Annotated in this window: 16 protein-coding genes and 4 pseudogenes; 9 read left to right on the forward strand and 11 right to left on the reverse strand. The window is 69.9% G+C overall.

All coding sequences use genetic code 11. The features are described 5' to 3' along the window. Window positions 1-314 precede the first annotated feature (314 nt). From AC31A1_RS18325 to AC31A1_RS18340, 4 genes are all read right to left on the reverse strand, one after another. Window positions 315-1,172: a dioxygenase family protein gene (locus AC31A1_RS18325; protein WP_489654322.1), complete on the reverse strand. Its 858-nt coding sequence runs from the start codon at window positions 1,170-1,172 to the stop codon at window positions 315-317. Between the two features lie 54 nt (window positions 1,173-1,226). Continuing rightward, a complete protein-coding gene (locus AC31A1_RS18330) occupies window positions 1,227-2,069 on the reverse strand; it encodes a citryl-CoA lyase (RefSeq protein ID WP_489654323.1) in 843 nt (280 codons plus the stop codon). Continuing rightward, entirely contained in the window at window positions 2,062-3,252 is a 1,191-nt protein-coding gene (locus AC31A1_RS18335) for a CaiB/BaiF CoA transferase family protein (protein WP_489654324.1), read from the reverse strand. Before AC31A1_RS18335 ends, AC31A1_RS18330 begins: the two co-directional genes overlap by 8 nt. Before the next feature lie 72 nt (window positions 3,253-3,324). After that, a complete protein-coding gene (locus tag AC31A1_RS18340) occupies window positions 3,325-4,143 on the reverse strand; it encodes an IclR family transcriptional regulator domain-containing protein (protein WP_489654325.1) in 819 nt (272 codons plus the stop codon). Window positions 4,144-4,413: 270 nt separating this feature from the next. Between AC31A1_RS18340 and AC31A1_RS18345 the strand changes: the two genes are divergently transcribed. Both AC31A1_RS18345 and AC31A1_RS18350 read left to right on the forward strand, forming a co-directional pair. Then, window positions 4,414-5,862: an amidohydrolase family protein gene (locus AC31A1_RS18345; protein ID WP_489654326.1), complete on the forward strand. Its 1,449-nt coding sequence runs from the start codon at window positions 4,414-4,416 to the stop codon at window positions 5,860-5,862. A gap of 96 nt (window positions 5,863-5,958) precedes the next feature. Next, a complete protein-coding gene (locus tag AC31A1_RS18350) occupies window positions 5,959-7,095 on the forward strand; it encodes a serine hydrolase domain-containing protein (RefSeq protein ID WP_489654327.1) in 1,137 nt (378 codons plus the stop codon). 209 nt (window positions 7,096-7,304) lie between these two features. Here AC31A1_RS18350 and AC31A1_RS18355 read toward each other — a convergent pair. Both AC31A1_RS18355 and AC31A1_RS18360 read right to left on the reverse strand, forming a co-directional pair. Then, window positions 7,305-7,631 (reverse strand): annotated as a pseudogene (locus AC31A1_RS18355) (transposase family protein); the annotation flags it as partial. Next, window positions 7,601-9,131: pseudogene (locus AC31A1_RS18360) on the reverse strand (APC family permease); the annotation flags it as partial. The pseudogenes AC31A1_RS18360 and AC31A1_RS18355, both read right to left, overlap by 31 nt. Here AC31A1_RS18360 and AC31A1_RS18365 point away from each other — a divergent pair. After that, window positions 9,124-9,201: pseudogene (locus AC31A1_RS18365) on the forward strand (IS5/IS1182 family transposase); the annotation flags it as partial. The pseudogenes AC31A1_RS18360 and AC31A1_RS18365 overlap by 8 nt on opposite strands. Window positions 9,202-9,206: 5 nt before the next feature. Here AC31A1_RS18365 and AC31A1_RS18370 read toward each other — a convergent pair. From AC31A1_RS18370 to AC31A1_RS18385, 4 genes are all read right to left on the reverse strand, one after another. Continuing rightward, window positions 9,207-9,899: a response regulator transcription factor gene (locus tag AC31A1_RS18370; RefSeq protein ID WP_489654328.1), complete on the reverse strand. Its 693-nt coding sequence runs from the start codon at window positions 9,897-9,899 to the stop codon at window positions 9,207-9,209. Beyond that, a complete protein-coding gene (locus AC31A1_RS18375; protein WP_489654329.1) occupies window positions 9,896-11,227 on the reverse strand; it encodes a sensor histidine kinase in 1,332 nt (443 codons plus the stop codon). The genes AC31A1_RS18370 and AC31A1_RS18375 overlap by 4 nt, the downstream gene beginning before the upstream one ends. Continuing rightward, on the reverse strand, window positions 11,224-13,506 hold the full coding sequence (locus AC31A1_RS18380) for an MMPL family transporter (RefSeq protein ID WP_489654330.1): 2,283 nt from the start codon (window positions 13,504-13,506) through the stop codon (window positions 11,224-11,226). The genes AC31A1_RS18375 and AC31A1_RS18380 overlap by 4 nt, the downstream gene beginning before the upstream one ends. A gap of 1,287 nt (window positions 13,507-14,793) precedes the next feature. Next, window positions 14,794-18,642 (reverse strand): nSTAND1 domain-containing NTPase, encoded by a 3,849-nt coding sequence (locus AC31A1_RS18385; protein WP_489654331.1) that lies wholly within the window; start codon window positions 18,640-18,642, stop codon window positions 14,794-14,796. A gap of 164 nt (window positions 18,643-18,806) precedes the next feature. On the opposite strand from AC31A1_RS18385, the gene AC31A1_RS18390 reads away from it, so the two are divergent. Further along, window positions 18,807-19,181: a peptidase inhibitor family I36 protein gene (locus tag AC31A1_RS18390; protein WP_489654332.1), complete on the forward strand. Its 375-nt coding sequence runs from the start codon at window positions 18,807-18,809 to the stop codon at window positions 19,179-19,181. Between the two features lie 272 nt (window positions 19,182-19,453). Here the strand turns inward: AC31A1_RS18390 and AC31A1_RS18395 are convergent, their stop codons facing one another. Next, window positions 19,454-20,176 (reverse strand): integrase core domain-containing protein, encoded by a 723-nt coding sequence (locus AC31A1_RS18395; protein WP_489654333.1) that lies wholly within the window; start codon window positions 20,174-20,176, stop codon window positions 19,454-19,456. A 1,393-nt stretch (window positions 20,177-21,569) separates the two neighbouring features. Between AC31A1_RS18395 and AC31A1_RS18400 the strand changes: the two genes are divergently transcribed. From AC31A1_RS18400 to AC31A1_RS18420, 5 genes and pseudogenes are all read left to right on the forward strand, one after another. Continuing rightward, window positions 21,570-21,866 (forward strand): type II toxin-antitoxin system Phd/YefM family antitoxin, encoded by a 297-nt coding sequence (locus tag AC31A1_RS18400; RefSeq protein WP_489654334.1) that lies wholly within the window; start codon window positions 21,570-21,572, stop codon window positions 21,864-21,866. A gap of 286 nt (window positions 21,867-22,152) precedes the next feature. Then, window positions 22,153-22,455 carry an urease subunit gamma gene (locus tag AC31A1_RS18405; protein ID WP_489654335.1) on the forward strand — a complete coding sequence of 101 codons (303 nt, stop codon included), beginning with the start codon at window positions 22,153-22,155 and terminating at the stop codon, window positions 22,453-22,455. A 9-nt stretch (window positions 22,456-22,464) separates the two neighbouring features. After that, window positions 22,465-22,776, forward strand: coding sequence for an urease subunit beta (locus tag AC31A1_RS18410; protein WP_033278234.1), 312 nt, complete (start codon window positions 22,465-22,467; stop codon window positions 22,774-22,776). Further along, window positions 22,769-24,490, forward strand: coding sequence for an urease subunit alpha (locus tag AC31A1_RS18415; protein ID WP_393753730.1), 1,722 nt, complete (start codon window positions 22,769-22,771; stop codon window positions 24,488-24,490). The genes AC31A1_RS18410 and AC31A1_RS18415 overlap by 8 nt, the downstream gene beginning before the upstream one ends. Then, window positions 24,490-25,038: pseudogene (locus AC31A1_RS18420) on the forward strand (urease accessory protein UreF); the annotation flags it as partial. The gene AC31A1_RS18415 and the pseudogene AC31A1_RS18420, both read left to right, overlap by 1 nt. Window positions 25,039-25,107: the final 69 nt, after the last annotated feature.

Here is a 25,107-nt window from a genome sequence, read left to right on the forward strand (position 1 = left end):
GTCATCCACAAGGTTAGGGCCCGTAGTTGTCCCCGCCCCTGCGCGGGGATGCCGACCCGTATTGGTGATCAATGACAGGCCTGCCCCGGCCGGAGGAGGTGGCTCCGCGTAAGGAAAGGGGGCGATGTTGTGGGTTCCCCAACCCAGGGCGCTGACGACGTGTTCGGTGTGGAGGCCGCGGCGCTGAAGGAGGCGTCGAGGGTTGTGCCGTCGACGGTGTCGAACACGGGCGGCGCGGCACCGGAGTCGGTCCGGCCGGGCGGGGCCCGGTGCCGCTGTCGTGCTGTCGTGCTGTCGCGCCCTCCGCCGGGCGTTCAGCGGGACTGCAGGACGAAGTCGTACTCGGCGTGGAGGTACGGCACTTCGAGTGTGCGGCCGTCGGGCGAGGTACCGGCCGGTCGTTCGGTGAACGGGATGATCAGCGAGTCCTTGGTGCCGAAGACGACGTCGGAGTCGAGGTAGTCGCTGTCCGCCTGGAACAGGTGGGTGATCAGTTTCCGGTAGCCCGGCTCGTCGATGAGGAAGTGGACGTGTGCCGGCCGGAAGTGGCTGATGTCCGTCCGGCGCATCAGGTCGCCGACGGGACCGTCCATGGGGATGGCGTACCCGCGCGGCGCGATGGTGCGGATGCAGTAGGTGCCGTCCTTGCGGGTGCGGTACTTGGCCCGCAGGCGTGCCTCGTCGATCCTGGGGAGCTGGGCCTCGTAGGCGCCTTCCGCGTCGGCCTGCCACACGTCGAGCACGGCGTCCGTAAGCGGCTTGCCCTCGGTGTCGGTCACCCTGCCGGTGAAGAACAGTGGTGTGCCCGGGATGCCGTCCGACATGTCGAAGCCGTGGGGCGCGGTCGGCGAGCCGTCGATGTGGAACGGACCGAGCACCGTGGCCGGAGTCGCCTTCGGTGTGAACTCGTTGTTCAACTGGACGACCAGCGTGCTCAGTCCGAGCACGTCGGAGGCGAGGATCAGTTCCTGGCGCTTGTCGTCACTGATCCGGCCGGCCGCGGTCAGCCACTCGATCGCGGCCATCCACTCGTCCTCGGTGAGCCGCACCTCACGCGAGAAGGCGTGCAGATGACGGACCAGCGCGGTCATCAGCTCGCCCAGCCGCGGGGAGTGAGCGCTGGCCCACCGCTCGACGGCCAGCTCGGTGATGTTGTCCTCGTCGACGAACACGGTTGTGGCTCCTTGGTCTGCGTGCGGGTGGATGGTCGGACGGCGGGCGCGGGCTCAGTGCTCGCGCCGATCCTTCGTGAGCGGGTCCGGGGTGTAGGGCTCGGGCGGCACCGGGGTGTTGTTGAGGTCGACGGACAGGAAGACGTCCTGGGCGACGGGGTGGCGCAGTTCCTCGGCGAGTTGGCCGATGAGACCCGCGGTACGGGCCAACAGCGCGAAGCCGCGCAGCAGTTGGAGCGGGAGGCCGAGATCCGCGAGGGCGGCGCCGCAGACCCCCGCTCCGTTGAGGGGGAGCGTCCGTTGCAGCACCTTCGGGTGGACCCGGCCGATGGCGGCGAACAGGCTCAGGTGCGGGCCGAAGACGCCCTCCTCCTGAGCGATCCGCATCAGCCTCGGCGTACGGGGGTCGCCCTCCTTGTGCACGTGGTGCCCCAGTCCGGGGACGAACTCCCCGGCCGCGCGCCGGCGTTCGACCGTGCGCAGCGCGACCGCGTCCCAGCCGGCCTCGCCGGTGGGCAGGTCTGCGCCGAGGGACTCCAGTACGTCGTGCAGGAAGCGGCCGGTGTCCTCGGTGACGCCGAGGAAGCGGGAGCCGCCGCCGAGCAGTCCGGCGGCGAGTGCGCCCTGAACCGAGTCCGGAGCCGAGAGGTAGGTCAGGCGGGTGACGATGGCCGTGGGGGTGAAGCCGTGGTCGGCCAGTGCCGCGAGCACGGCCTCGAAGACGCGTGTCTCGCCGGGGGTGGGCCGCCGCTGTGTGGCGAGCCAGAACGCGAGTTCACCGAAGCCGACCGAGCCCATGATGTCCTCGGCGAGGTCGTGCCCGAGCAGGGTGATGGTCCTCAGGTCGGAGGCGCCGAGGGCCGTGGGGTAGGCGGGGCGTGGTGTCGGCTCAGACATGGTCGGCCTCCTCGGGTCCGGACAGCCAGGTGCGCAACTCCGTGCCGTGTTCGTCGAGTTCGGGCGGCGGCAGGCGGTAGGAGGCGGGGGTGGCGGAGAAGCGGATCGGATGCCGGGTGGTGGGCACCGCGCGGTCTCCCTCGCCCACGGTGACGACCGGGTCGAGTCCGAAGCGGTCGGCCATGGCGAAGCCGCCGTCGATGGTGTTGATCGGTCCGCTCGGTACTCCGGCCTTCACCAGTGCTTCGAACCATTCGGTGGCTCCGCGGGTCTTCAGCCTCTCGGCCAGCAACGGCCGCAGCAGGTCACGGTGGGCGGTGCGGTCGGCGTTGCGTGCGAACCGCGGGTCGTCGGCCACCTCGGGTATGCCGAGGACCTCGCACAGCTTGCGGAACTGGCCGTCGTTGGCGGCCGTCACGATGAGGTCGTTGTCGGCGGTGGGCAGCGGTTCGTAGGGGAAGACGCTCGGGTGGGCGTTTCCCATCCGGTAGGGCACGGTGCCGCCGGCGACGTAGGCCGAGCTGTGGTTGACCAGTCCGGTCAGAGCCGAGGACAGCAGGTTCACCTCGACGAGCTGCCCGGTCCCCGTGGTGTCCCGGTGGCGCAGCGCGGCGAGGATGCCGATTGTCGCGTGGTTGCCGGCCATCACGTCGAACACGGAGATCCCGGCCCGGTAGGGCGGCCCGTCGGGGTCGCCCGTCAGGCTCATGAGCCCCGAGATGGCCTGCACCATGAGGTCGTAGCCGGGGACGTGCCGGCCGGGTCCGGCGCCGAAGCCGGTGATCGACGTGTAGATCAGCCCGGGGTTGTCCTGCCGGACCGCGTCGTAGTCCAGTCCGTACTTCGCCATGCCGCCGGGCTTGAGGTTCTCGATCAGAACGTCGGCCCGGCGGGCGAGGCTGCGGGCGACCTCGGCGTCTTCCTCGTCACGCAGGTCCAGGACGATCGAACGCTTCCCCCGATTGATCCCGAGGTAGTAGGTCGAGACCTCGTCGCGTGTCGGCGGCACCCAGGCGCGGGTGTCGTCGCCGCCTGGTCCTTCGACCTTGACGACGTCGGCCCCCAGGTCGGCGAGCAGCATCGTGGCGTACGGCCCGGCAAGGACCCGTGAGAAGTCCGCGACCAACACCCCGGAGAGCGGGCCGGCGGTGCCCGGTGGAGTGGGCTTGGCGCTCTGCGACATGAATCTTGCCTTTCTGTCCGCACACCGGACAGTCGTTCGGGTAGCGATTCTCTGTCCCGGACGACGGAGGCGTCAAGACACGATCGCGCCGGACGGCAGGACCGCGTGGGGTGCGGACTCCAGCCGGGCGAAGTCCAGGCTGATCTCGCCGGCGGCCTGGAGGAGGAGCGGCAGATAGTCGTTGAGCAGCACCTCCATCGAGGTCTCGGCGGCGTGCGCATTCACGTTCACGCTCGCGACGACGCGGCCTGAGCCGTCCCGTAGCGGAGCCGCCACCGAACGGATGCCCCTGGCCAGTTGCTCGTCGGTCACCGCCCAGCCCCGCGCGCGCACCTCGCGCAGCTCCGCCTCCCATTCGGCCAGGCCGGGGTGCCACACGGAATCCAGGCCCGAGCGGCTGGGCTCGGCGAGGACCCGAGCCGCCTCGTCGGGCGGCAGCGCGGCCAGCAGCACCTTGCCCAGGGAGGTGGGCTGGGCCGGGAAGCGGGTGCCGATCTGCACGGCGAGGGTGACGATCTTGGGCACGGAGACCCGGGCGACGTAGACGATGTCCGAGCCGTCGAGCTGGGCGATCGAGCAGGACTCGTTCGTGCGCTCCACCAGCCACTCCAGGTGAGGGCGGGCCACGTCCCAGAGTCCCGTCGAGCGGACGTAGGCGACGCCGAGGTCCAGTACGCGAGGGGTCAGCACGAAACCGCCGGCCTGCTGGCGTACGTAGCCCAGTTCGGTCAGGGTGAGCAGGATCCGGCGTGCGGTCGGCCTGGCCAGCCCTGTCGCGGTCGCTACGTCGGACAGCGACATCACCGGCTGCCGGGGCCGGAAGGCGGTGATGACCTCCAGGCCCCGGGCCAGCGCCTCGATGAAATCGGGTCCGGTTCCTTCGCGCGGCATGATGGCTCCTCTGGTCGCCGTCGGTTTCGCTCCGGGTGTCCGCCGTACGGACAACCATCGAGGGCACTCTACGCAGCAGAACAGGCCTCCGTCGCGGTGGTACAGATGCGGCGACTCGGAATCGACCGCACAGCGGACGGCTGGTGACATTGCCGGGCGGAATTCGGAAACCACGGAGTATTGACACCGGTCCGCACCCTGACAACGATCGGTCACCAATCGAGAGCCGTCATGCGGACAGTCGTCCGATATTGCGTGGGAGATTCAGTGATGAGCCAGTCCACCCCATTCCAGGCGGGGCGACCCGTCGTCCTGCGCGGCGGCACCGTACTGCCCATGGACCGCACACGGCGGGTGCTGAGCGACACCGACGTGCTCGTGACGGGCGACCGGATCACCGCGGTCGGCCCGCGGCTCGCCGTGCCGGAGGGGACCGCGGAGATCGACGCGTCCGACGGCATCGTGATGCCCGGCATGATCGACACGCATCGGCACATGTGGCAGACGGCGATGCGGGGCTATGGCGCCGACTGGACCCTGACCCAGTACTTCGTCTGGTATTACCTCCAACACGGCACCGCCTTCCGGCCCGAGGACGTGCACGCCGGGAACCTCCTGGCCGCCGTCGAGGCGCTGGACGCCGGGGTGACCACGGTCGTCGACTGGTCGCACGGACTGCAGACGGTCGACCACGCGGACGCGGCGGTTGACGCGCTGCGGACCGTGCCCGGCCGGTTCGTCCTCGCCTACGGCAACATCCAGCAGGCTCCGGCGGAATGGACCGCGGCACCGCAGTTCCGGGACTTCGTGCGCCGCCGCATCACCGGCGACGACATGCTCGGCTTCCAGATCGCCTTCGACGTCACCGGCGATCCGGCCTTCCCCGAGAAGCCCGCCTTCGAGGTCGCCCGCGACCTGGGCGTCGCCGTCACCACCCACGCCGGAGTCTGGGGCGCCACCAACGACGACGGCATCCGGCTCATGCACGAGCACGGATTCATGACCCCCGAGACGGTCTACGTCCACGCCTCCACCCTCTCGGTCGACTCCTACCACCGCATCGCGGCCACGGGCGGCTCGGTCTCGGTGTCCACGGAGAGCGAGCAGAGCGCCGGCCAGGGCTATCCGACGACCTGGGCGGTCCGCTCCCACGACATCCCCGTCTCCCTGTCGATGGACACGAGCGTGTGGTGGAGCGGAGACCTGTTCTCCGCCATGCGCACCACCCTCGGCGCCGACCGCGCCCGCGAGCACCTGGAGGCCCACGCCCAGGGCGAGACCGTCACCCACTGCGCGCTGCGCGCCGACCAAGTGGTGGAGTGGGCAACGCGCGGCGGCGCCAGGGCACTTGGCCGCGAACACGACCTGGGCAGCATCGAGGAGGGCAAGAAGGCCGACCTCGTCCTGCTCAAGAACGACCACTCACCGGTCTCGTTCCCGCTGCTCAACCCGTACGGCCACGTGGCCTTCCAGGCCCAGCGGGGCGACGTGCACACCGTCATCGTCGACGGCCGGGTGGTCAAGCACGAGCACCGTCTGCTCGACACCGACCTGGCCGCGGTGCGGCGCACCGTCGAGCGGACCGTGGACCACCTGCGATCGACGATGGGTGAGGACGCCTGGGCGAAGGGCATGAACCCGGACGTCCCCGAGGCCAAGGTCCTCGACAACCCCTATACGTACACCGACTACCGCAGTACCTCGACCCACGGCCGCTGAGGAAGCGTGAGGTTCTGCGCCGATGAGTTCCGGGCCGGCGGACGGTCCTAGAGACGTATCCGCCGTCGTCGGCCATGACACGAGGGGCAGAACCTGATGAGCGATCTGACCGCACTGTTGGAGAAGTACGTCGCCGAGGGAGCCTTCCCCGGAGCGGTTGCCCTGGTGGACCGCTCCGGCGAGGTGGAGGTCGCGGCCGTGGGATCGACGGAGCCCGCAGGCTCGGCGCCGATGCGGGCCGACACCCTCTTCCGGCTCTCCTCGGTCACCAAGCCCGTGACCGCTGCCGCGGTGCTGGCGCTCGTCGACGACGGCGTGCTCACCCTGGACGCGCCGATCGCGCACTGGCTCCCCGAACTGGCGTCCCCGAAGGTCGTCCGCACTCCTGCCGGCGAGCTGGACGACGTGGTGCCGTCCGCCCGTCCCGTCACTGTGGAAGACGTCCTGTCGTCGCGCTCGGGATGGGGCTTCGGAGCCGACTTCACCGCACCCGCCCTTCAGCCCCTGTTCGCGGACGTGGCCGTGTACAACGGAGGTCCGCGGTCGCCGCTGGGTCCGGACGAGTGGGTCGCCGCCCTCGCCGGCATCCCCTTGCTGCGACAGCCCGGAGAGGCGTTCCTGTACAACGCCAGCTCCGACCTGCAAGGCGTGCTGGTGGCACGGGCCGCAGGGCGCGGGCTGCCGGAGTTCCTGGCCGAGCGGATCTTCGAGCCGCTCGGAATGAAGGACACGGCCTTCGCCGTACCGGCATCGGAACGCGACCGCCTCACCCCCTACTACCTGACAGCCCCTGGCGGCACCCACACTTTCGCCGACGCGGCCGATGGCGCATGGTCCACCCCGCCCGCCTTCGCCTCGGGCGCCGGAGGCTTGGTGTCCACCGTCGCGGACTGGCACGCCTTCGGCCGCATGCTGCTGGCCGGAGGCGGCACGGTCCTCTCACCGGAGTCCGTACGCCTCATGACGACGGATCACCTCACCGCGGACCAGCGCGCCGAGGGCGACCTCTTCCTCCAGGGCCAGGGATGGGGCTACGGCGGCTCGGTCGACGTCACCTCCGCGGAGCTGTGGAACACCCCTGGCCGCTACGGATGGGTGGGCGGCACCGGCACCGCCGCGCACATCGACCCGTCGACCGACACGGTCACCGTCCTCTTCACCCCCTGCGGCCTGTCCGGTCCTGCCTTTCCCGCGTGGATGCGCGACTTCTGGACCTACGCCGCGACCGTCTGAGTGTCCCCTCCGGTGGTCCTAGGCCCGTTGTGAAGCGGTGTACGAGACCTACAGCCCCGGACGGGAGGCGAGCGCGGCAGCGCCGACGCCTGCCGTCCGGGTACATGTGCACCACGGCATCGCCCGTCGACACGGCAGTTCCGCCCCCGCAGGGGCCCGTCGGCGACTCCTCTTCGTGCAATTTGATCCCGAACGATCAGTGAGGTCTTTCAGCGTTGCCGCTCCAGGGTGAGGACGGCGGCGATTGACGTCATTCGATTCGGACTGCACCGGGCCCTGCGGAAGACTCGCCAGGTCTTCAGTCGTGCGATGCCGCGCTCGACCGGTGCACGTGCCGCCGACAGCGCACGGTTGACGGTCTGTTGGGTGGGTGTGAGGTCACAGCCTGGCAGGCGCCTGAGGGCCGTCGTCACCCTTGGGCCGGCGCCCATGTAGGCACGGTCGGCGAGGATCGGGATGCCCTGGCGTTCGCAGATGCGGATGATCCGGTGGGTGCGGGCCGCGGTCAGGGCGCCGGGGTCGGGGGTTCGCCGCGGCGGACGGCCCCGCGGGCGCGGGCGGCGGGACGGTCGGCGCGGAGCGAGGAGGTCAGCTGCCACGGCACGCTGGTGACCATCACGCCCGGGGTGAACAGCAGGCGGCTCTTGAGCCAGAGGGCTGACTGGTTGTGGAGCAGGTTCTCCCACCAGTGGCCGACGACGTACTCGGGGATGAAGACGGCGACGAGGTCGCGCGGGCTCTCGCGGCGGATGGAACGGACGTACTCGACGACCGCGCGGGTCACCTCCCGGTACGGCGAGTCGATGACGTTGAGGGGCACATCGATGCCGAACTCCTCCCATCGTTCGCGCAGGGCGGCCGCCTCGTCGCGGTCCACGGAGACCGTCAGCGCCTCCAGCCGGTCGGGGCGGAAGGCGCGGGCGTACGAGAGGGCCCGCAGGGTCGGCTTGTGGATCGTGGAGACCGGGACGATGGCGAACACTCTGCTGGGCGGGGCGAGTTCGCCGTGCGGATCGGTGACGGCCAGCTCCGCCGCCGTCGTGTCGTAGTGCCGGCGGATGCCGCGCATCATCACCCACAGCACGGTCGCGGCGAGGACCGCGAGCCAGGCGCCCTAGGTGAAATTGGTGGCCAGCACGACCACCAGGACGAGGCCCGTCACGACGGTGCCGGTGCCGTTGATGGCGCGGGCGACGTGGTGACTGCGACGCAGCGCCGGGTCGCGCTCGGCGCGCAGCTCCCGGTTCCAGTGCCGCACCATGCCCGTCTGGGAGAGCGTGAAGGAGGTGAAGACGCCCAGGATGTAGAGGTGGATGAGCTGGGTGACGTTGGCCTGGTAGCCCCACAGCAGCAGTGCGTTGACGACGGCGAGGATGCCGTTGGAGAAGGCGAGCCGGTCGCCGCGGTTGTGCAACTGGCGTGGCAGATAGCGGTGTTGGGCGAGGATCGAGGTGAGCAGCGGGAAGCCATTGAAGGCGGTGTTCGCCGCCAGGACCAGGATGAGGGCCGTCGCGGCCTGGATGAAGTAGAAGCCGACGCTGTGCTCGCCGCCGAAGACGGAGGCCGCGATCTGGGCGATGACGGTGCGCTGGGTGTAGCTCGCGCAGTTGCCGTCCAGGCCGGTCAGGCGGCAGGAGTCCTCGGTGATGCGCACCTTGGAGATGAGGGCCAGTGCGGTGACGCCGGCGAACATGGTGATGGAAGTGATGCCCATCGCGGCCATGGTGGTCGCCGCGTTCTTCGGCTTCGGCTTGCGGAAGGCGGCACGCCGTTGGAGATCGCCTCCACTCCGGTGAGCGCGGTGCAGCCCTGGGAGAAGGCGCGCGTACCAGCATCACCAGGGCGAGCCCGGCCAGGTGCGAGTCCCCGGGCTTCGCGATGATGCCGTACTTGGCGGACTCGGCGACCGGCGCGTCTCCGACGAGATACCGGAAGAGACCGGTCGCGATCATGATGAGGACGCCGCCGACGAAGAGGTACGTCGGTGTGGCGAAGGCGCGGCCCGACTCGCGTACGCCGCGCAGGTTCATGGCGGTGCAGGTGGTCGCCGATCCGGGCGGCCGGTTGCTGTGGCTCTCACACGCCCTGCCAGGCCGTACCCACGACCCGGACTACGACAGACGGTCGGTGCCGTCGTCGGGGGCGGCGTGGGCCAGGCCCGTCCGGTAGGCGATGACGACGAGTTGGGCCCGGTCGCGGGCCTCCAGCTTCGTCATGGAGCGCTGCACGTGGGCGCGGACGGTGAAGGGGCTGAGGAACATCCGCTCGGCGATCTCCTGGTTGGACAGGCCGGTCGCGACCAGGGCCACCATCTCGCGTTCGCGCGGGGTGAGTACGGCGAGTTGTTCGGGATGGTGCGGCGGGGTGTCGTCCGGTGTGGCCAGGAAACGGGCGACCAAGGAGCGGGTCGCGGCGGGGGACAGAAGAGTGTCGCCGTCGGCGATCGTACGCACGGCGTCCAGCAGTTCCTCGGCTCCGATACCCTTGCCGATGAAGCCGCCGGCCCCCGCGCGCAGCGCCTGAGCGACGTATTCGTCGGTCTCGTACGTGGTGAGGATCAGGATGCGACTGGCACGTAGTTCCGGGTCCGCGCAGATCTCCGACGTGGCGGTGAGACCGTCCACCTCGGGCATACGGATATCCATGATCACCACGTCCGGGCGCAGCTCCCGGGTGAGTCTCACCGCCTCCCTGCCGTCGGCGGCCTCGCCGACCACGGTGATGTCGTCGGCGGTGTCGAGAAGCATCCGGAAGGCCCCGCGCAGCAGGGCCTGATCGTCGGCGAGCAGCACCCGGAGCGTCACGGCGTATCCCCGGCCTCTCCCTCGCCCGTTCGTCCATCGTCCGTCGCTCCTTCGGCCATGCGCCCCTCGCTGGTCGCTGCTTCGTCAGTCCCACGCGTCGTGTCCTTGGCGGGCGGGAGGGGCAGCTGGGTGGAGACGAGGAAGCCGCCCTCCGGACGCCTGCCCGCCCAGAGGTGTCCCCCGACCGCGGTGGCACGTTCACGCATCCCGATCAGACCGTAACCGGGCGAACGGTCCGGCACGTTGGACGCACTCGGTCCCGTGGACGCGTTCGGCGCCGTACGGGCGCCCCCTCCGTCGTCGGCGACGATGATGGTCACGCGATCGCGGTTCCAGGCGAGGCGCACCCGGGCGTTACCGGTACCGGCATGCTTGGTCACGTTGGTCAGGGCCTCCTGGACGATGCGGTAGGCGGTGAGGTCAACACCCGGCGGCAGCGGCCTGGCCGTGCCCTCCTGGTGCACCGACACCTCCAGACCCGCGCGGCGGAAGGACTCGATGAGCGTGGGCAGCCGGGACAGCCCGGGCGCCGGTTCGGCGGGCGCAGGCGCGTCCCCGGACTGCCGCAACAGACCGACCGTGGCCCGCAGATCGTCGAGCGCGTCGCCGGTGGTCTCGACGAGTTCCTTCAGGCTCTTACGAGTCTGCTCCGGGCGGGTGTCGAAGAGGTGGGCGGCGACCGTGGCCTGCGCGTTGGCCAGGGTGATCTGATGGGCCACCAGGTCGTGCAACTCCCGGGCGATACGCACCCGTTCCTCGGCCACTCGACGGCGCGCCTCCCTGTCCCGGCTCTCCTCGGCCCGCCGCGCCCGCTCCTCCACGGCCGCCAGGTAGGCCCGCCGGTTCCGCACCGAGTGACCGAGTACGCCTGCCATCAGCGGGAACGCCGCCACCGCCCCCACCCTGCTCGCGTCCTTCCAGGAGAGGGCCCCCAACAAGGGGGCCGAGGCGACCAGCAGCGCCACGGAGATGAGCGCCACCGCGCTCACCGCGTGCCGTTCGGCGCGCGCGGCGAGCGAGTAGGAGTAGGCGGTGATTACGGCGGGAGCCACGATGAGCGGGCTCAGCAGGAGGCCCAGGAAGGGCGCCAGCACGCCACTCAGAGTGGTGACCGCCATGGCGGCCAGGGGTGCCCGGTGCCGCACCGGCAGCACGGCGCAGGACACCACCGCGATGAAGTAGGCGACGGCGGACGGCGGTGACAGCGTGCTGCCGTCGTCCTGCACCACGCCGCCGAGCAGACAGAGCGCGAACGCCGTCGCGGTGATCGCTCCCTCCCGCCACCACGCGCCGCGTGGTCGCGGGCCACCGTCACCCATGGTCGTCATGGCCGGCTGTGCCGGCCGACGGGGAGCCGCGGCACGCCTGTGTCCAACTCGGTCTCGGAGGGCGGTACTTGCCTGTTCAGAGCCTCACCCTCGATATCCACATTCGGCAGCACACGGTTCAGGATACGAGGCAGCCACCAGGCCCGGTGGCCGAGCAGTGCCAGGACCGCGGGTGCGATCGCCATCCGGACCACGAAGGCGTCGAAGGCGACGGCGGAGGCCAGGCCGACGCCCATCGTCTGGATGGTCGGGCTGTTCATCCCGATGAATCCGGCGAACACGCTGATCATGATGACCGCCGCCGCGGCCACCACACGTCCGCTGTGCCGGAAACCGTTGACGATCGCCTCGCCGGGGGACGCGCCATGGACGTAGGCCTCCCGTATCCGGGTGAGGAGGAAGACCTCGTAGTCCATGGCGAGGCCGAACACTATGCCGATGATGAGAATCGGCATCAGTGACATGACCGGTCCGGTCTGCTCGATGCCGACCAGGTCTGCCGCCCAGCCCCATTGGAAGACGGCGACGAGGACGCCGAAGGCGGCACCCACCGACAGCAGGAAGCCGAGCGCGGCCTTGACCGGGACAAGGACCGAGCGGAAGACCACCATCAGCAGGAGCACCGCCAGGCCGATGACCACGGTCAGATAGGGGATGAGGGCGTCGGACATGGCTTCGGAGATGTCGATGTTCAGCGCGGTGGTGCCGGTCACCAGCACGGTGGCGCCCGTGTCGGCCTCGACTCCGGAGACCGCGCGCCGGATCGCGTGCACCAGGTCCTTGGTCTCGCCGCTGTTCGGCGCGGTCCGCGGTACGGCGGTGAGGACGGCCGTGTCCTTGGCCCGGCTGAGCACCGGATCACCGACCGACGCGACCCCGTCCACTCCCCGTACGGTCTTGACGACCAGGTCCGTGGTGGCCCGGGGGTCCGCAGACCCCTCCGCAGCCCGCGCGGACGCCGACGTGTCCACGACCACGGTCAACGGGCCGTTGAAGCCGGGGCCGAAGCCTTCCGACAGCAGGTCGTAGGCGCGGCGCTCGGTGGTCTGCACCGACTTGGACTCGTCGCCGGGCAGCCCGAGTTCGAGGCTCAGCGCCGGCAGGGCGACGGCGCCGAGACCGAGTCCGGCGATCATCAGCACGGGCACCGGCCGACGCAGTACGAACCGCGCCCAGCGGGTGGCGAGCCCGGGCCGGCCGGCCGCGGTGGACACCGGGTGCGGGCGCTCGCTTCCCGGCTGGCGATACAAGGGTGCCTTGCGGGTGGCGCGGGACAGTATCCGCCGGCCGAAGTAGCCGAACAGCGCGGGGACCAGGGTCAGCGCGACGAGTACGGCCAGGGCCACGGCGCCGGCGCCGCCCATGCCCATCTTGGTGAGTTCGGGGATTCCGACGACCCCCAGCCCGACCAGGGCGATGATGACGGTCGCGCCGGCGAAGACGACGGCCGATCCGGCCGTGCCCACAGCCCGGCCGGCCGCCTCCTCCGGCTCGCTGCCCCGGGCGAGTTCTTCGCGGAAGCGGGAGGTGATGAAGAGTGCGTAGTCGATGCCGACCGCCAGCCCCAGCATCAGCGCCAGGATGGCGACGGTGGACGTCAGGCCCAGCGGAACGGCCAGCGCGGAGACCAGGCCGAAGGCGATGGCCACGCCCACGAAGGCGGTCAGCAGCGACAGTCCGGCCGCGACCAGCGATCCGAGGGCGAGGACCAGCACCAGGGCCGCCACCGCCACGCCGATGATCTCCGTCGTACCGCCCGGTTCCTCTTCCGACTCCAGGGCCGAGCCGCCGATCTCCACGGTCAGCCCCGCGTCCCGGGCCTGGCTCGCGGCGTCCATGAGGGCGCTCTTCGTCGGCCCGGTCAGGTCGACGGCGTCCGCGGTGTAGGTGATCGTGGAGTAGGCGATGGTGCCGTCCTCGCTGACAGCGCCGGTCTCATAGGGGTCGGTGGTCGACGCGACCTGATCGCCCCGGTCCAGCGAGCCGAGAGTGTCCTCGACGGCCGCTTTGTTCTCCCTGGCCGTCACTCGCTGCCCGTCCGGTGCCTGGAACACCAAGCGGGCCTCGGCGCCCTGGGAGTTGCTCTGGGGGAAGCGCTCGTCCAGCAGGTCGAACGCCTTCTGCGACTCGGTGCCGGGCATGGAGAGGTCCTCTTCCTCCGCGGCCGGCGCCACGGCGGCGCCGACCACGGCCAGTAGCAGGACACTCAGCCACAGACGAAGCACGCGCCGGCGCCGCCGGAAGGCCCACCGTCCGATCCGGTAGAGAAAAGTCGCCACCTGTTGATCACTCCAGACACCGCTAGGCAAGGGGAATGCGCGGGATTCACGCGCCTCCCACACTTCCCTCCGGCGCCCTGCCGGGCATCGTCCCCCGACGCCGTCTTCCCCTGGTGCACCCGGACCAGCCACGCACGTGTCCTGGTGCCTACGCACTACAGACCAGGCCGACTTGGGCCGGGGCGCGGCTTGCCCTGGAGTTCTTCAGTGACCTGGGTTGCAGCCGGAGGTGTCACTTGCTCCTGTGGTCGGTGCAGCCGGTCTTCGTCTCGGCCGTGTTCTTGAGCCGGTTCACCCAGTCGCCCAGACCGGCATCGAGGGCGGCCTGGTTGCTGCACACCGCGGTCTGTAAGACCGACGGTGCCAGCGAACTCGTGTGTGAAGACGGTCATTACGTCGTCAGTTCCGAGGCAGAAACGCCCGTCTGGTGGCCACTGTGCTGGACGACCCGCGACAAGCCACGCTGTGGCAGCAGGTGCACGAAGCTCGACAGCGACCGGCAGTCGGAGTCCGTAGTCACCCTCGGACCAGAGGATGTCGGCGCCCACGAGCGGAACCCCGATGAGCCCTGACCAGGAAGGATGGTCAGTTACAGCCACGGCTGGCGTCCCTCCGGGCTGTCCGATCATGGTCAAGTGGCTGGACATGGGCTCTTGGAAGATCTCCATGCCGTAGTAGTCGAAACTGTTGCCCCACACTGCCGAGTATCGAGTGCCGTTCTCGGCGAGCAGACCGACGCCCATCGTGGGCTGGTGCCACACACCGAAGTCCCACTCCTCGACCTCGGCGCCATCGTCACCGCAGCTCAGCGGGTAGTAGGTCACTCCTATAAGGCGCGTACCGCGCAGACTTTCGACAGTTCTCGCATATTCATCCTCCGTGAACTCGGGCAACCGCATCGCACCATCCTCGTGGCCCTTCACCCGCCCAGGCATCCGAGATTGTTCCCTCCAAAGGATCCGCACCCGTGGCAGTTTCCGGTCCGGGCCCGAGGGGAGCTTGTCGGGATCGACGCCGACGCGTTGCGCTGCCTCGTGCGGCAACTGAGGGTGGTCTCGCCAGTGTGGTGAGGCGAACAGGCCGGTGAGGACTGGCTCGGGCGGTTTGAGCGGGGGTCTGGCAGCGATCACGGGAGTCATCACACTCAGTGGAGGTTGTTCGATTCCCGCGTCCGAGCCAGCTCCACGTCCCGATGCGGCCACTCGTCGGCCTCGGACCGACCCGCGCTGTCCAGCGTCCTCCACCACCGCAGCGGCACTGCCCCTGAGTACGTTCGCAGGCGGCTGGTTACGGGCACGGGGGCCGGTAGGCGAGGTTCCCGAAGTACGTGTTCCACTCGGCGCGGGTGATGGCAGGACGGCTGATGCGGCACACGCGGTCGGCGGCGCGCTCCGGGTCGGTCTCCCACAGTCGGGTGACGCCGTCCGCGCCCGCTGTGGCCAGGGTGTGGTTATCGGAGCCGAACACCGCCGCGAACACCGGCGTGATGGGCTCGTCGTCGGTCAGCGACGCAAGTGCCTGGGGGTGGACCGGATCGGTCGTGTCCCACAGACGGGCGGTGCCGTCAGCGCCCATGGTGGCCAGCGTGTGCCCGTCGGGGCTGAAGGCGGGTGAATAGGCGTCGCCGACGTGGCCGCCGAAGGCAGCGCTCTGGTGCAGGCGGCGGTCGGTGACATCCCACAGGCGCGTCACGCCGCCGAATTCCGTGGTGGCCAGAGTCTTGCCGTCCGGGCGGAAGGCGACGGCGTTGACCCCGTCCGGGAGGGCCGGGGAGACGGCCAGTCTCCTAGGGCGGCGGAGGTCGCCGACGTCCCACAGCCCTACCCTGCGGTCCCATCCCCCGGTGGCCAGGGTGCTGCCGTCCGGGCTGAAGACGGCTGCATTGGCGCCACCGGGGTGGGCGGTGATGGAGGCCAGTTCGCGGGGGCGGCGGATGTCCGAGACGTCCAACAGCCCTACGGTGCCGTCCAGGTCGGAGGTGGCCAAGGCGCGGCCGTCGGGACTGAAGGCCACGGTGTTCACGTGGTCGCCGTACCCGGTGAGGGTGGCCAGCAATCGAGGGCGACGGGGATCAGTGATGTCCCACAGCCGGGCGGTGCGGTCGTAACTGGCCGTGGCCAGAATGCGGCCGTCCGGACTCAGCGCCAGCCCGCAGACGGTGTCGGTGTGTCCGGTGAGGGTGGCCAGCGAGCGGGGGCGGCGGGGATCAGTGATGTCCCACAGCCGGGCGGTGCGGTCGTAACTGGCCGTGGCCAGAATGCGGCCGTCCGGACTCGGCGCCAGCCCGCAGACGGTGTCGGTGTGTCCGTAGAGAGCGGGGAGGGGCAGGTCCCATAGCCGTGCGGTGTGGTCGTCCCCGGCGCTGGCCAGGGTTCGGCCGTCGGGGCTGAACGCGACGAAGACGGCGGCGTCGGTGTGCCCGGTCAGCACGGTCTGCTGCCTCGGGTGGCGCGGATTGCCGATGTCCCACACCCGCACGGTGTGGTCCAGGCTCGCGCTGGCGAGCGTGTGTCCGTCCGGGCTGACGGCGACGGAGCGCACGCCGTCGGTGTGGCCGGTCAGGGTCGCCAGCAGGGCCGGGCGTGCGGGGGCGGCCAGGTTCCACAGCCGCACGGTGCGATCCCAGCTCGCGCTCGCCAGGGTCTTCCCGTCGGGTCCGAAGGCCACCCAGCTGACGGCTGCGGTGTGGCCGGTCAGGGTGGCCGACCGGTGGGCGTTCCCTGAGGCGTCGAGCGTCCACAGGTGTACGGCGTCGTCGAAGCCGGCGGCGGCCAGGGTACGGCCGTCGGGACCGAAGGCCACGGAGACGAGCGCGGCGTCCGTGTCGTCTTCCGCGCGCAGTGAGGCCCTCGTGCGGGGACGGTGCGGATCGGTGACGTCCCACAGTCGTAAGGTGCTGTCGGTACTCGCGGTGGCGAGGGTGTTGCCGTCCGGGCTGAACGCCACGGCGTTGACGTCGCCGGTGTGGCCGCGCAGGACCGCCAGCAGGCGGGGGCTTTCCGGGGCGGTGGTGTCCCATAGCCGTGCGGTGTCGTCCCAGCTCGCGGTGGCCAGGGTCCTGCCGTCGGCGCTGAAGGCGGCGTGGCTGACCTTGCCGGTGTGGCCGGTCAGGGTGGCCAGCGGGCGGGTGCGATGGGGGTCGGTGACGTTCCACAGGCGGGCGGTGTCGTCGTTGCTGCCGGTGACCAGTGTGCGGCTGTCGGCCGAGTAGACCACCGCGTTGACGTTGTCGGTGTGCCCCGTGAGGCGTGTCGCGTACGGGGTCGCGAAGGTGCTGAGCAGACTGCTCCGGGCCTCGGTGGTGGGGGCCAGGCGGTAGGCGGCGAGGCTGAGTTGGGTGGCGAGCGCGGGATTGGTGGAGCGCAGCGCGGTGGCCTGCTGCGCGACCTTCTGGGACAGGGCGATGTTGCGCTGCCGGGTGGCGGTGTGCTGGGCACGCACCGCGTAGACGGTGGTGGCCGAGGCGGTGATCAGGAGCAGGGTCAGCAACACGGTGAGCCGGCGCAGGCGGCGGACACCGCGGCGGGCGGCGGCCTGCTCGCTGTGCGCGGCAGCCCGGCTCGCGTCCAGGAACTCCCGCTCCTGCACGGACAGCGAGGCGCGGTCGAGCGCGGCGACCATGGCGAGACGCGTGCCTCGGTACAGCGCGCCGGGATCTCGCCCCAGCGTCTCCCACGCCAGTGCCGCATCGGTGAGCCGGCGCAGCACCCGCAGGGCCTCCCGGTCCTCGGCCAGCCATCCGTGCAGCCGTGGCCAGCAACGGATCAGAGCCTCATGCGCCAGCTCCACCCGTTCGTGATCCAGCGTCAACAGCCGTGCTCGGGCGGCCTGTTCCAGTACGGCGACGATGTCGTCGCCGTCCGCCTGCTCGGCGAGCCCCCGCAGCTCCGCCAGGCCCGCCGGCCTCCGGGTGTCTTCCGTCCCCTCGCCCAGCGCGGTCAGCCGCACAAAAGCCCTCCGAGCCAACTTCCTTTGCTCTGGGCTCAGTTGTCCGTAGAATTCCTCCGCGGTGCGAGCGAGGGCGCCTTCGAGTCCGCCCGCTGCCTCGAACGCCTCCAGCGTCAGCGCGTTCCCACGGCGTCGCCGCCAGGTCTCAAGGAGCGCGTGCGACAGCAGCGGCAGCGCTCCGGCCTGGCCGTGTGCCTGCGCGGTGAGCGACGCCAGCAGTGCGCCCTCGACGGTGAGACCGGCCTGCTGGGCGGGTCTCACCACGGCCCTGCGTAACTCGTCGAGGCTCATCGGCCCGATCGGCACCTGCGCGTCGCGCATGACCTCCACCAGCAGCGGGTCGCGGGTGCAGTGCGCGTAGAAGTCGGCGCGCACACCGAGCGCCACCCGGCACTGGCCGGACCCGGCCGACGCGGCGGTGACCAGCGCCGCGACGAAGCACTGCCGCTCGGCGTCGTCCCGGCACAGCGTGAAGATCTCCTCGAACTGGTCGACGACCAGCACGACGCCGTCCCTCCCTCCGGCCCCTTCGGAGCGGGCGACGATCTGCCGCAGCACCCGTGCCAGGTTCTCCGGGTTCTGCCGCAACTCCTCGTACAGCCCGCCCGGCGAGATGCCCGCCAGCGCGCCCAGCCGTACCGCGCACTCCTCCACCGGCCGGGGCCCCGGCGTCAGCACCACCACGGTCGCCGCGTCCCGCAGGCGCGGCACCAGACCGGCCCGCAACAGCGAAGACTTACCCGAACCCGAAGCCCCGATCACCATCACGAACCGCTGCCGCTCCAGCCGCTCGGCCAGCTCCTCCACCAGCTGCTCCCGGCCGAAGAACCACTCCGCGTCCTGCTCCCTGAACGGCCGCAGACCCGTATACGGCGGTGGCGTGCCGGACTCCTCCTCCAGACCGAGAGCGGTATCCCCCTCACCGAGGTGCTCCGCCGCCTCCCGCCAACGACGCTCCCATTCGTGGACATCCCCGTCGCAGGAGCGCACGTACGCCAGGGTCACCGCCAGCGTCGGCAGTCGCTGCCCGGACGCCGCGGAGGACAACGTCGAGATCGAATAGTGCGCCCGCTCCGCCAGTGTCCGGTACGGCGGATTGCCTGCCTTCCGCCGCAACTGCCGCAAGCCCGCGGCGAACTCCGGTAACGGACCGTCCCCCGCGTCCAGCGGTCGTTCCTTGCGCGGCATCGCCACACCTCCCCGTTCCCCCAGGTGACGGCCCGACAGCCGCGTCACATTTTTCATGAGTTGTTTGTTCGGCACCAGTGCCCCGAAGGCGAACAACGCGCGGGCCATTACACCTGGAGTGGACGCTCGCCGTCCCCACTTCACCAACAGTCGAAGGGGAACAGATGAAGAAGACAATCCGGTTCAAGCAGGTGACCGCCGTGGCCGCCGCACTCGCCACAGCTGGGCTGCTGTCAGTCGGCGCCTCCGCCGGCCCGGCGGCCGCCTCGTCCTCCACCGACACCGGCGTTCAGGCAACCAGTTACTGGCGTGCCTACGCAGCCACAGGCTTCACGGGCGGGGACAAGTTGTTCTCCGGAGCCCCGGGAACGTGCTACTACGTCGGCGACAGCTGGAACGACTCCGTCAGGTCCGCCCGTACCAGGGCCCCCGCCTTCGTGATCCTGTGGGACAACTACAACTGCACCGGGGGCTATATCGTCATCGACAGCGAGGGCTACAGCTCGATCGGCAAGTGGGTCAGCGCCTACAGCATTTAGCCGTGACGTCGCTTCCCGGTCAGTGACGCTTGAACGAGGTCTAGGAACAGTACTCGACACCAAAGCCTATTGCGGCAGGTCAATTCCGTGTGAATCAAAGAGGCGCGAAGAGGAACCGTTCGGGGAACGGCCACGGTGACCGCTCCCCGAACGCTTTCCCAAATCTTCCCTCTCGGCCTCCTGCGGCTTGACCTGCCATGTCGGGGTTCAAAAACAGGAACTCTGCGCCTGCCGGAAACCCCATCCATGCAGATCAAGCGGCGTGTCGGTACTCATGGAGGGTGCCGCCGAGTCGGTGATCGGTTCGGGGGTTGCGCGCAGTAGCGTGGCCTGCTCCATGGCCTTATGGGACCGGTGCCGTTGTGGTGTGTCTCGAATTCGTGCAGGGCGTGCCGTAGGTGGTTTTCGTTCCAGATCAGGGTGCGATCTAGGAGTTCGTGGCGGCAGGTCTGTACCCACCGTTTCATGATCGAGTTCATTCGCGGTATTCGTACGCCGCTGAGCACGACGGTGATGCCGGAGTCGGCGAGGATCTGGTCGAACAGGGCAGGGAACTTCGCGTCCCGGTCGCGGGTCAGGTATGCGACGGTGGCGCCCGCGTCCTCCAGGTCCATCGTGAGGTTCTTCGCGGTCTGGGTGACCCAGGTTGTGGTCGGATGTGCGGTGGTGCCGAGGATGTACTGGCGTTGTCCGGTCAGGGTGACGGTTTCGATGAAGTCGATGGCCAGCAGGGCGTCGGCCTGGGAGCGCAGGAAGGCGGCCCAGGTGGTGGAGGCTCGGTCGGGTGCGGGGTCGATGCCCTCCTGTTTGAGGATTTCCCCGACGGTGGAGGCGGCGGTCTTGATCCCGAGGGTGGCGAGTACGCCGTGGACACGCCGGTAGCCCCATGACGGGTTCTCGCGGACCAGACGCAGGATCAGGTGGCGGATGGAGCGGACGGTGGGCGGCCGTCCGGGCCGTTTGTGCTTGCAGGCGTTCGCGTGTCGTCGTTTCATCAGGTCGCGATGCCGGCGCAGGATGGTGTCCGGTCGGACGATCAGCCGCAGCCGGCGCAGCACCTCGCGGGCAGTGGCTGCAGTAGTGCGGTGAGGAAGGCCCGGTCTTCGGCGGCGAACTTCACTTTGTCCGGGCTGAGTTGTCGCTGCAGGATGGTGACCTGGTGGCGCAGGGCCCAGGATCTCCGCGTCCTTGTCGCGATCACTCATCGGCAGCAGGCGCACAGCGGCGAAGGTGTTGGTGACAGCCGGATAGGCCAGGCGAAGCAGCACAGCCGATCATCATGCCGCAGAGCCCGTCCATTCCTGCGGGCAGAGAACTTCGTGTGATCGATGCTGGCCCCGCAGGGCCGACGCGCGGCGGTTGACCAGCACGGATGAGGTTTCCGGCAGGCGCAGTCTTCGGCACACCAAGCATGTCCGGCGCCCAGTTCGCCGCGACAAATGCCGCCCACGTTCAGATCACCGATCTTCGGGATCTTCTCCCCACGTCCGTCGCAGCCCTCCTGTATTGAAATGTCCTCGGCATGAGGCGCCAGCCTTGCGAAGAGCCCCACACTCACGCCACCCAAGCCGCGGCGACGCGTTCCACCACTAGGGCCTGTCCGGCGGATCATGCCGCAGACGCGGGGCCTGGCACGCACTCCCCCACTGCCTTAAAGGCGTGGGGGGACCCCCAGCGGCGTTGTCGTCGGTTGCCGACGCTCCGCGTTGCCGCCCTCCTCCGCCTTGCAGCTGCACGCACCAGGCCCCGCTCACCGGCGCTGATCAGATGCCGTTGGTCTCGTGCGACCTGATCCGCCGGACAGGCCCTAGCGCGGCACCAGTGAACAGGCGGCGACGCGGCGTTTTGCCTGGTCACTGGGGGATCGCATGCTAGGTATCACCAGGCATTTGCGCTAGCCGCCCGGGGTCGGCAAGAGCATGCTGTCCGTCGCGCTCGGGCGGGTGGCCCTGCCCATGCCCGCCCGTCATCCCAGCGGCGCACCAAGGCCGCCTGCGCAGGCACCCAGAGGCCGCCAGCGCTGTGACGGTCACCCGGCTCTACCCCCGAGACGATGGGCGAGGCAAACGGCCGGGATCACGCCGCACGCATGATGCCCACCACGGCTTGCCGATATGGAGGCTGGGTGGAGATCCGCTCAGCCTCCGGTGCGTCGACGGGCAAGCACCCGCCCGGCTGGAGTTCCGCGTGGGGTCGGTCGGAGCGGAGCGTTCCGCCGCACCGGAGACCTGCCAGGATTCAGTGCGACAGAACAGCTCTTCGTCTCACCTCGTCTCACACATTTCTCACAGACGAGAGCGAACGGGAGCACGCGAGAGCCCCTGACCTGGAACTTTGATGTCGTCGCAGACCACGGTGAACCAGATAGGCGCGCCGTAAGCTAGGGGTATGGCCTACGAGATTCCGGTGACACAAGCCAGGGCTGAGCTCGCCGACCTGATCAACCGGGTGGTGTACGGCGGTGAGCGCGTCGTCGTGACGCGGCACGGCAAGCCCCTTGTCGCGCTGGTCTCCGCCGCCGACCTGGAGCGACTCGACGAACTCGACAGGCTGGACCGCCTCGACGAGCCGGCTGAGGAGCAGGTGATCAGCTCCGTCTCGCGTGTCCATGAGGTCGCGTCCGCCCCCCGCGAACGCCAGCGGTTCGGTATCGCGGCCGAGCATCGGGGGCCGAATCCCTCATAGCGAGGGTGTGCTCTACGGGCGTAGATGTGATTGTCCTGATCACAGCTCGGTTAACTTGCCTGAAACTCGGTCCAACTAGCCTGCCGATCCACGCCACCAGGGACTTTGCTCTGGGGGCTGAGCGGGTCCGGCGAGGTTCGCTGCGGTTCGGCAGCGCCCCGAAGGGGTGCGGGGAACCGCGCGACCAGCCACGACGGGCCTTCGGACGACGTCCCGCACTCCGAGCGGAGCGTTTAGGCGGCAGCCGGACCCCGCACGGTCCGGAGCGAGGACTGTGAGGTGGGACGTGCAACTGACCCCGCACGAGCAAGAGAGGCTGCTGATCCATGTGGCGGCCGACGTGGCCGAGAAGCGCCGGGCCCGTGGTCTGAGGCTGAACCACCCCGAGGCCGTCGCTCTCATCACGTCGCACATCCTCGAAGGCGCGCGTGACGGCCGGACCGTCGCCGAGCTGATGGCCTCCGGGCGCAAGCTGCTCACCAGGAACGACGTCATGGAGGGCATCCCCGAGATGATCCACGACGTACAGGTCGAGGCGACCTTCCCGGACGGCACCAAGCTCGTCACCGTCCACGACCCGATCGTGTAGGAGGCCTCGATGATTCCCGGCGAGATCCTGTTCGCGGACGACCCGATCGTCTACAACGCGGGCCGCGAGGTCACGCGGATGACCGTCCTCAACGCCGCCGACCGGCCCGTCCAGGTCGGCTCCCACTACCACTTCGCCGAGGCCAACCCCGGCCTTGAGTTCGACCGTGCCGCCGCGCGCGGGCAGCGGCTCAACGTCGCCGCCGGTACGGCCGTGCGCTTCGAGCCGGGCATCCCCGTCGACGTCGAACTCGTCCCCCTCACCGGCGCCCGGATCGTGCCCGGACTGCGCGGGGAGACCGGAGGTGCCCTCGATGCCTGAGATCTCCCGCGCCGCGTACGCGGACCTGTTCGGGCCGACCACCGGCGACCGCATCCGGCTCGCCGACACCGATCTGCTGATCGAGATCGAGGAGGACCGCAGCGGCGGTCCCGGACTCGCCGGTGACGAGGCCGTGTTCGGCGGCGGCAAGGTCATCCGTGAGTCGATGGGCCAGGCGCGTGCCTCCCGCGCGGAGGGCACCCCCGACACCGTCATCACCGGTGCCGTGATCGTCGACCACTGGGGCATCGTCAAGGCCGACGTCGGCATCCGTGACGGCCGCGTCACCGGCATCGGCAAGGCCGGCAACCCCGACACCATGGACGGCATCCACCCCGACCTGGTGATCGGCCCCGAGACCGAGGTCATCGCCGGCAACGGACGCATCCTCACGGCCGGTGCCGTGGACGCGCACGTCCACTTCATCTGCCCGCAGATCGCCGACGAGGCGCTCTCCGCCGGGGTCACCACCCTGGTCGGCGGCGGCACCGGACCTGCCGAGGGCTCCAAGGCGACCACGGTCACCCCCGGCCCCTGGCATCTGGCCCGGATGATGGCGGCGATGGAGCAGTACCCGCTCAACATCGGCTTCCTCGGCAAGGGCAACACCGTCTCGCACGACGCGATGATGTCCCAGATCCGAGGGGGAGCGCTGGGACTGAAGCTGCACGAGGACTGGGGTTCGACTCCCGCCGTCATCGACGCCTCGCTCACCGTCGCCGACCGCACGGGCATCCAAGTCGCCATCCACACCGACACGTTGAACGAGGCCGGGTTCGTCGGCGACACCCTCGCCGCGATCGCCGGACGCGGTATCCACGCGTACCACACCGAGGGTGCGGGCGGCGGGCACGCGCCGGACATCATGACCGTGGTCTCCGAGCCGCACGTGCTGCCCAGCTCCACCAACCCGACCCGGCCGTACACCGTCAACACCGCCGAGGAACACCTCGACATGCTGATGGTCTGCCACCACCTCAACCCGGCGGTGCCCGAGGACCTGGCCTTTGCCGAGTCCCGCATCCGCCCGTCGACGATCGGCGCGGAGGACATCCTCCACGACCTCGGCGCCATCTCGATCATCTCCTCCGACGCGCAGGCGATGGGCCGCGTCGGCGAGGTCATCATGCGGACCTGGCAGACGGCGCATGTGATGAAGCGGCGGCGGGGGGCGCTGCCCGGGGACGGGCGTGCGGACAATCGTCGGGTACGGCGTTACATCGCCAAGTACACGATCAACCCCGCCCTCGCGCAGGGCCTCGCCCGTGAGATCGGCTCCGTCGAGAGCGGCAAGCTCGCCGACCTGGTGCTGTGGGAACCGGCGTTCTTCGGCGTCAAGCCGCACCTCGTCATCAAGGGCGGGCAGATCGCGTACGCGCAGATGGGCGACGCCAACGCGTCCATCCCGACGCCTCAACCCATCTTGCCGCGGCCGATGTTCGGGGCGATCGGACGGGCGCCGGCCGCGAACTCCTTCAACTTCGTCGCCCAGTTGGCGATCGAGGACGGGCTGCCGGAGCGGCTCGATCTCGGGAAGAAGTTCGTCGCGATCGAGTCGACACGTGGGGTCACGAAGGCCGACATGCGTGAGAACGACGCCCGGCCCCGCGTCCAGGTCGACCCCGACAGCTTCGCCGTGCACATCGACGGGGAGCTCGTCGAGGCGACTCCGGCGGCCGAACTGCCCATGGCCCAGCGGTACTTCCTCTTCTGATGTCCAGGGGAGCATTGCTGGTTCTGGCCGACGGGCGCTTTCCCGCCGGAGGGCACGCGCACTCCGGCGGGGCGGAGGCCGCCGTCAAGGCCCGGCGGGTCACCGGGGCCGCCAGCCTTGGTGAGTTCTGCCGGGGGCGGTTGCACACGGCCGGTCTCGTGTCCGCCGCGTTGGCCGCTGCGGCTGTACTCGGTGCCGACCCGGGGGAGTTGGACCTCGCCGTGGATGCGCGGACTCCGTCGCCGGCGTTGCGGCTGGCCTCGCGGAAGCTGGGGCGGCAGTTGATGCGGGCGGCTCGGGCGACCTGGCCGTCCGCCGAACTCGACGCCCTGGCGCGGGAGTTCCCCAAGGGGGCGCATCAGCCGGTGGTGTTGGGGCTGGTGGCTCGGTCGGCTGGGCTGGGGCCGGAGGATGCGGCGTACTGCGCGGCCTACGAGAGTGTGAGTGGGCCGGCGTCCGCGACCGTGCGGTTGCTGAGCCTTGATCCGTTCGACGCTACGGCCGTACTGGCCCGGTTGGCGCCGGAGTTGGACCTGGTTGCCGATCGTACAGGGCGAAGGCCCCTCCCCCTATGACGGGGAGGGGCCTTGTGAGGTTGAGCGGCCCGGAACGGGCGT

Source organism: Streptomyces sp. P5F9 (genome assembly GCF_057961495.1).